The sequence below is a fragment of the Oceanobacillus luteolus genome (assembly GCF_042678205.1).
In the GTDB taxonomy this organism is placed as follows: domain Bacteria; phylum Bacillota; class Bacilli; order Bacillales; family Amphibacillaceae; genus Oceanobacillus; species Oceanobacillus luteolus.
On record NZ_JBHUDE010000159.1, the window covers coordinates 43,667 to 50,870 of the forward strand.

Annotated in this window: 8 protein-coding genes; 5 read left to right on the forward strand and 3 right to left on the reverse strand. The window is 37.9% G+C overall.

Annotated elements, in window-relative coordinates:
- Positions 1 to 60: 60 nt before the first annotated feature.
- Both ACFSBH_RS18255 and ACFSBH_RS18260 read right to left on the reverse strand, forming a co-directional pair.
- Positions 61 to 858 carry a cytochrome c oxidase assembly protein gene (locus ACFSBH_RS18255; RefSeq protein WP_251517638.1) on the reverse strand — a complete coding sequence of 266 codons (798 nt, stop codon included), beginning with the start codon at positions 856 to 858 and terminating at the stop codon, positions 61 to 63.
- Entirely contained in the window at positions 858 to 1,343 is a 486-nt protein-coding gene (locus ACFSBH_RS18260) for a DUF2243 domain-containing protein (RefSeq protein ID WP_251517641.1), read from the reverse strand. The genes ACFSBH_RS18255 and ACFSBH_RS18260 overlap by 1 nt, the downstream gene beginning before the upstream one ends.
- Before the next feature lie 153 nt (positions 1,344 to 1,496).
- Between ACFSBH_RS18260 and ACFSBH_RS18265 the strand changes: the two genes are divergently transcribed.
- Together ACFSBH_RS18265 and ACFSBH_RS18270 are read left to right on the forward strand one after the other, a co-directional pair.
- Positions 1,497 to 1,838 carry a VOC family protein gene (locus ACFSBH_RS18265; RefSeq protein ID WP_251517645.1) on the forward strand — a complete coding sequence of 114 codons (342 nt, stop codon included), beginning with the start codon at positions 1,497 to 1,499 and terminating at the stop codon, positions 1,836 to 1,838.
- A gap of 139 nt (positions 1,839 to 1,977) precedes the next feature.
- Positions 1,978 to 2,178, forward strand: a complete 201-nt coding sequence (locus ACFSBH_RS18270; RefSeq protein ID WP_251517647.1) for a hypothetical protein — start codon at positions 1,978 to 1,980, stop codon at positions 2,176 to 2,178.
- Positions 2,179 to 2,468: 290 nt separating this feature from the next.
- Here ACFSBH_RS18270 and ACFSBH_RS18275 read toward each other — a convergent pair whose 3' ends face one another.
- Positions 2,469 to 3,185 (reverse strand): phosphatase PAP2 family protein, encoded by a 717-nt coding sequence (locus ACFSBH_RS18275; protein WP_251517649.1) that lies wholly within the window; start codon positions 3,183 to 3,185, stop codon positions 2,469 to 2,471.
- Positions 3,186 to 3,312: 127 nt separating this feature from the next.
- On the opposite strand from ACFSBH_RS18275, the gene ACFSBH_RS18280 reads away from it, so the two are divergent.
- From ACFSBH_RS18280 to mgtE, 3 genes are all read left to right on the forward strand, one after another.
- Positions 3,313 to 3,954: a helix-turn-helix domain-containing protein gene (locus tag ACFSBH_RS18280; RefSeq protein ID WP_251517652.1), complete on the forward strand. Its 642-nt coding sequence runs from the start codon at positions 3,313 to 3,315 to the stop codon at positions 3,952 to 3,954.
- Positions 3,955 to 4,044: 90 nt separating this feature from the next.
- Positions 4,045 to 5,181 carry a putative lipid II flippase FtsW gene (gene ftsW, locus ACFSBH_RS18285; protein ID WP_251517657.1) on the forward strand — a complete coding sequence of 379 codons (1,137 nt, stop codon included), beginning with the start codon at positions 4,045 to 4,047 and terminating at the stop codon, positions 5,179 to 5,181.
- A gap of 14 nt (positions 5,182 to 5,195) precedes the next feature.
- Positions 5,196 to 6,551 carry a magnesium transporter gene (gene mgtE, locus ACFSBH_RS18290; protein ID WP_251517655.1) on the forward strand — a complete coding sequence of 452 codons (1,356 nt, stop codon included), beginning with the start codon at positions 5,196 to 5,198 and terminating at the stop codon, positions 6,549 to 6,551.
- Positions 6,552 to 7,204 lie beyond the last annotated feature (653 nt).

Genomic DNA, 7,204 nt, shown 5'->3' on the forward strand with positions numbered 1-7,204 from the left:
ATAGATGGATACAAAGTAAAGACAATTAGGAAAAATAGCTGTTTAGTCATAGATTTTACGTTAAATGGAAGCTAGCTTTTGTTTGCGATGCACTCGCGGTTTTGTCGCTTTGTACCATTGCGCGCACAGGATAATAATAATGATAAGATCCACTGCATCTCCACCATAATACATAATCATGCCGCCAACCTCCGCTTCATATGGGGGGACCCCAATCGGCGGGGTATAATAAATATATTTGGACAGTATTCCGTGCGCGGCCAGAGCAAGAACTAAAATGATCGAACGAGAAAAAAAGCTTCTGCGGTGTGGAATGGGATCGATGTAAATCATCGAGACTGTAAACAAATAGCCAGCTAAAAAAACATGAAGATGGACAACGATATGCAGCCACATATACTCATGCATCATCACGTAAAGGTTCGTTGTATAGAGTACCCAGAGACCCCCTATATTCAATGTGGAAGTTACAAGTGGATGACTTAGAAACTCGGCAATTTTACTTCGGAACAGTTTTGTCACCCTACGTGCTTGCCTTACGGGCAGAGACCGTAGAAGCAGCGTCACCGGTGCACCAAGTACCATTAGGAGCGGACCTAACATGCCAAGCAGAAGATGACCAATCATATGTACCCGAAAGTCTGTATGTGATAACTCTGCAAGTGGACCAGCAACTGCAATGAGAGAAAGGAACGACCCACTTACCCAGAGAAAGGCTCGATAGATTGGCCATTTTCGTCCTTGTTTATTTGTATATATCATCATGAACAAGTAGATGACGATACCGAGAATAAAAGGGAGCGAGAGAATGATTTCTGCGGTTTGTGGAAAGTCATTTCCGTGATGTGGATGCGCCATTAAGAATTGCTCCTTTTCAACATGTGCCTAGTTTTTAAAGTAACAATGATACCGATGATAAGGATGACTGCTGCGATACTGTTCCAAACGACATCATAGAGGAAAAGATTATCCGTGTCGTAGCGAATCTGATGGACCTTTAAAATTTTATGATGCACAATCCCATCATACAAATTAAAGCCCCCAGCACCTAAAAGGACACCACCATACCATCTTTTCAACCAAAACCCATTCCTTCTGCGCAAGTCAGCAACCATAAAGAGAGATCCGACTGTCGCAAACCAGCTAAAGGCGTGAAACAATCCGTCTGACAGCAGTCCAATCTCTGTCGTCGATTTGTCGTAAAAATGATGCCAGCCGAGGATTTGGTGAAATAGTGCTTCATCCAAGAATGCAACCATTCCAAGACCGAATAAAACTCCCGACCAGAGATTGCGTGATGCGTACTGTATTTTATATGCTTGTTCCTTGCCACTAATCTCCATCACATCTACCTTCTTTCTTATAAAACCAGCTTTACGTTAGTTTAACCCAAAAATGTGCGTGAAAAACGCCACCGAAGAAATGTTAGAAGGAATATACGCAGTGATGTGGAAGTAATAAGTGGTAAAAATCTGAATGGATAGGAGTGCTGTGTTGTGTTTGAAAGAATCGACACGATATGTCTCACTGTAAGTAATATCGAAGAAGCAACCGCTTGGTATGAGAAGTTAGGATTTACTGTTTCGTTTAAAGGGGAAGGGTACCGTGTTTTAAACGTCGGAAATAGTGGGGTTCCCTTAACGATTGAAGAAGGAGTGGTGACGAATAAAGATCATTCCATTTACCCGATTTTTTATACGAAGGATATTAACGATACGTATCTCCAATTAGAGGGAAAGGGTGTACGAGTTACTGGGATACAAAGTGATGGTCACAATCAATTCTTTGATTTTTATGACCCCGACAATAATAGATTACAAGTCTGCTTTTGGAAGTGAATGCTAACTCTTGCCTATTAATTCTTGAATTGGACATAGGAGACTTCATTATATTTAAGTAGGTTTAGTAAGTTTATCTATACTCGTTATTTCACCTCCGCATATTCTATATTACTCCTATGAAAAAGAGGTGATTAGTATGTCTGAAGAGAGAAGAAGACGCGAACGCGATGTCTTTATCGATGCGGATAACGTATTCATTAATGCCGACAGAGTGGTTGTTCGTGCAGATGATATCCAAGTCAAAGAGAACAGAGACCGACACGACCGACATGATAGACACGATCGTCATGACGAACGCAGAGGCGACCGAGATAGAAAAAGAGACTTCTGGTGGTAATCCATCCTTTTAATCGGACCACCAGGATTTTTAGGTTTCCTTGATCGACGAATAGCTGAAGTAAAGATATCTACTTCAGCTATTTTTTTATTTTCTAAGATGTAGGGAAAGGTGAAAAGCAGTTAGCCGCAATTTTCTAATCTCATTTCTAATAAATGGGTTCGTTTAGATAAATATAAAAACACGATAGGTTATAGTAATTAATAAGTAATAATCTATAAATATTACATATATAGCTACCTAGATTTGATCATAAGATGTTGAAACCTCTAAAGTGGTTTCTGGTGACGTTAAGAACGCTGTTCCAATACACTGTCTTCACTAAATAATTCGCTTTGATCTGCTAATCCAAACCGTTCCAGGACATGCCGTAATAAAAGGCTCAGTTTACAATAAACCCCAAAAGAAACAAAAACCACAGATGCTCCGTATAGGAAACCGGCAATAACATCAGTCGGATAATGTACCCCTAAATATATTCTGGTGACAAGAATAAATCCAATCAAACCAAGTGTGATGAAGCCAATGACTATTCGTTTCCACAGCCCTCTCATTAGAAGAATAATTGCCAATCCTATAATTCCATAAAACACAGTTGCTGCGGTGGCGTGGCCGCTTGGAAAACTTTCTGTCGTCTTTTCCATTAACGGAAGAATATCCGGTCGCTCCCGATCAACTACTTTTTTAATTATTTTTGTAAGGATGGCTGCCCCAAACAGTATAGTCCCACCTAACCATAGTCCTGTTGCATACCATTTTTTGAAGAAAAGAAAAAGCACTAGAATGATTGTTAATCCAATGACAAGTCGAATGTTACCTATCTCTGTTAAGGTTGATAGAATTGCCGTTTTGCTGGTTGTTATATTTGATTGAACAGCTTCAATAATAGCTAAATCAAGCGATTGTAACCAACTGATTTCGATATGGACTCCCCAGCTCATCATCCCAAACATGATGAAACATAATAATCCGATGAGAATAAATAAACTACTTGGTAGCTTTTTCATGCCCTTACCTTCTTTCTTTCTCTGAAAAATAAAGATGATTTTACTAGTTTATCGCATTGTTGACATTTTGTCACCAAAGCTGTATCCTTCTAAATGAATCTAAGCTTGAGATAGAAAGGAAGGTTATATGGAAAACCATGCTAATTTTAATAGACTCTTAAGGCAGCTAATGGAGGAAAAATCTTTATCGGTAAGAAAGTTAGGGCAGATTTCTGGAATTGACCATGCCACTATCTCAAAGATTATGAATGGTAAACGAAAAGCGAATCTAACACACTTAGAAAAACTTTCAAAGAGTTTGGATGTTGGAATGACAACACTTCTGGAAGCGGCGGGATATGAAACGGATTCCAAGAAGGAAGATGCGAAAGAAAATCAGGATATTTTAAAAACGATACAACAGTTAATAAAAACAACCGGTGTATATGATGGTGAATTTACGTTAGACCAGGTGAATAGAGAAATAGATAAGTACAAGCAGATCAGCCAAACAGATGAAGGCAAAAAGATGATTCGGCAAGAGTTTCAAGCTAAACTTAACCGACTTGATGGAAAGGGTCCATATGTAGAGAAATTACAATGGATGAATTCTCGAATTACAAAGCAAAATGGGACAACTCGACAACTTGTCTTTATGGGGGCTGCTTTACTATACTTCATTGTCACCACTGATTTACTACCAGATTATTTATTGCCTATTGGATTACTAGATGACGCATTTATCGTTCAAATCATTTCTCAGCAATTGGAAAACAATAGATTATCGTAATGTTAAGGATGAGAGTAATGGAATTGAATCCTTTCTCCTCTGTTGTCTATGATCTTTAGTAAGAATAGTAATCTCTAGTAAAGGGGGCGGATTAAAATGAAATCCATCATCCTGAAAAGGTTAAAGAACTTGGATTATTCGTTGCTGGTTGCTATTCTATTGCTCGCGGGATTTGGACTGATGATGATTTATAGCAGCAGTAGCACACTCGCATATTTAAATTATGATTCAAGCCAATATTTTTTCGTTAAACAATCTCAATGGCTGCTCTTAAGCCTTTTCTTTTTAGTGTTGACCATATTTATCCCGTATCAACTTTATAATAAACTAAGTCCATTACTAGTACTTTTTTCCATTGTGTTGTTAATTCTTGTCTTAATTCCTGCTTTTGGTGTAGAGAGGAATTATTCACAACGCTGGATTCAAATGGGCTCTTTTCAATTCCAGCCAACTGAGTTCATTAAATTGTTTATGATTATCTATTTTGCATCCTTTTATTCGAAGAAACAGCGGATCATCAACCAATTTAAACATGGTGTACTTCCACCTTTACTGATTTTAGCGATCGTCTTTCTATTGATCTTACAACAGCCAGACTTAGGCTCAGCAGCATTAATATTATCGGCATGCGGGATGATTGTTATCTGTTCTGGGGTTAAGTTTCGGCATTTATTCATGCTAGGCACTGTCGGTGTATTAGGCGTTGGCTACTTTGCTTATTCTTCTCCATACCGGTTGGAAAGGTTAACCTCTTTCAGGAATCCTTTTCAGGATCCATTTGGTGATGGGTATCAATTAGTCAATAGCTATTTAGCCATTGGAACAGGAGGGCTCAAAGGGAACGGATTAGGGGGGAGTATCCAAAAGCTAGGATTTCTTCCGGAGGCTCATACTGATTTCATTATGGCTGTTACATTGGAAGAGCTTGGAATCGTCGGTCTCTTTATTATCATTGGAACTTACATATTTATTATGCTTCGAGGTATACAGATTGCTAAAGGGTGTCAAAAGATGTTTCCTAAATTACTTGCAATTGGGATAACCTTTCAAATCATGACTCAGGTTGTCATTAATTTAGGTGCAGTTTCTGGAATGCTCCCGATAACGGGAATTCCACTCCCATTGATTAGTTATGGAGGATCATCTATCTTGATAACGATGATTTCATTTGGTATATTACTTCATATTTCGACAACAAATAGAAGTACGGAATCCCATCAAACTTAGAAAGGGGGATTTTCATGTTACGTTCAACTGAAAGTCGACTCTTACACAAGGTTATCCAAGCTATAAAAGAAGATAATAAACAAGTTTTTGAAACAACCATAGAAGAATTACAACCCTATGATTTAGCGCAATTATATGTGAATTTTCCAGTATCCGATAGAAACAAATATCTTAGTTACTTATCGCTTGATCAATTAGCGAAACTCATTCAAGCATTAACGAATAAGGAACAACTGGAAGTTCTGAAAGCATTAAGCGTTGAAAAAACTTCACAGGTGCTCGAGCGAATGGATAATGATGATCTTGTTTCCTTGTTAAGTAGTTTGGAACCGGATAAAATCAAGAAATTATTAGCCGGGTTGAAACAAGAAGCTTCTGACATGATTCAAAATCTGATGAAATATCCTCCTGAAACTGCTGGTCGGATTATGAATAATCAATTTGTATGGATCTATAAATCTTATACCGTCCGCGAGGCAGTCGATAAATTAAAACATTTTGCCGAATTAGCCGAATACCTGAACTACCTTTATGTTATTGATGATCGAAAGAGGCTGGTTGGTGTCGTATCTTACCGCGACTTATTGCTTGCTGATCTATTTGAAAAAATCGAGGACATTATGAAGACGAGGGTAGTACATGTAGATGCATGGATGGACCAGGAAAAAGTAGCGCAGTTAATACAGCGCTATGAGTTTGTTACGATGCCAGTTGTAAAAGAAGACCAGACTTTACTTGGTGTGGTAACGGTCGATGATATCATTGATGTTGTTTATCAAGAGGCAAATGAAGATATTGAAAAGTTATCTGCTTCAGGAAAAGCGATTGATTTTACTACCAAACCACTTGTTGCCGCTTCCCGGCGTTTAACTTGGCTGATTTTACTTCTATTCATCGGGATTGTCTCCGGGAGTATCATTGCCAGTTTTGAGGAGACGCTTGATCAAGTCGTGGCCCTGGCGTTTTTTATGCCTATGATAGCGGGGATGACAGGGAATACAGGTACGCAATCGTTGGCGGTTGTTGTGCGTGGTTTAACGACGAATGATTTGGGCTGGAAACAAGTTATTAAATTGATTATAAGAGAATTATGGGTTGGGATCATCATTGGGGTCGCATGCGGAATACTTATATTTATTATTGCACTGATTTGGCAAGGCAGTGCTACATTAGGATTTGTTATTGGTATCTCGTTGCTCTGCACACTAATAATTGGTACCCTGGCAGGGACGATTATTCCACTCATCCTCTACCGCTTGAATATAGACCCGGCGGTAGCCTCAGGTCCACTAATCACCACAATTAATGACATTCTTTCCTTGCTCATTTATTTTGGAATCGCAACTTTATTTATTTCAAAGTTAATGTGACAGGATGGTTAACATGTAACTTTTACGGAAGAAGCAATAGGGATAAATTCTAAAAAAGGAAAATCATTTTTTTTGTTGAATTTATTATATAGAGAGAGATTTGATTTATTGATGGAGGAATCTAAAGTATCTGCTTATGATAGGTATCTTATTAGGAGAACTTCTAAATAAAGGTTATTGGAACTATATTTAAATAAATGGGAGTAATTGAAGAGAAGCGCTATTGCTTTGACTAGTAGAAGTGATGGAGGTGTCCCCAATTTTTAGAAAGGTAAGATCAATTATAGGGTTGATTGGTTGTGTTTTATTATGCTTATTAGGTATTTCACAATTAATTGCAGAGGATTCAAATGGGATATTCATTCCTATACTTTTTGCAGTCGGAGGCTTTATAGGAACGATTGCTGCGTTTATAGAATTAAGGAAAATTAATACTTGATAAACAGTAGTTGTGATTTGAGGCAGTCGATAATTTGGGACTGCCTTTTTTTATGAGAATTGAATGTATTTTTTCTATATTATGGTAAAATTATGGTGGTTATATTGACAAAGACCTGCGGTGATATGTCAAGAGTAAAATAAATGATTATTGAGTTATCAAGGTTCAATTATCTTAAAAAAGGCAGCACTAAACTAACCCAGTAATATTTACA

What these genes read in the sequence shown, in the direction of transcription:
- ACFSBH_RS18255 (WP_251517638.1), bottom strand. Translation starts at nt 858, where the DNA reads ATGGCGCATCCACATCACGGAAATGACTTTCCACAAACCGCAGAAATC.
- ACFSBH_RS18260 (WP_251517641.1), bottom strand. Translation starts at nt 1,343, where the DNA reads ATGGAGATTAGTGGCAAGGAACAAGCATATAAAATACAGTACGCATCA.
- ACFSBH_RS18270 (WP_251517647.1), top strand. Translation starts at nt 1,978, where the DNA reads ATGTCTGAAGAGAGAAGAAGACGCGAACGCGATGTCTTTATCGATGCG.
- ACFSBH_RS18275 (WP_251517649.1), bottom strand. Translation starts at nt 3,185, where the DNA reads ATGAAAAAGCTACCAAGTAGTTTATTTATTCTCATCGGATTATTATGT.
- ACFSBH_RS18280 (WP_251517652.1), top strand. Translation starts at nt 3,313, where the DNA reads ATGGAAAACCATGCTAATTTTAATAGACTCTTAAGGCAGCTAATGGAG.
- mgtE (WP_251517655.1), top strand. Translation starts at nt 5,196, where the DNA reads ATGTTACGTTCAACTGAAAGTCGACTCTTACACAAGGTTATCCAAGCT.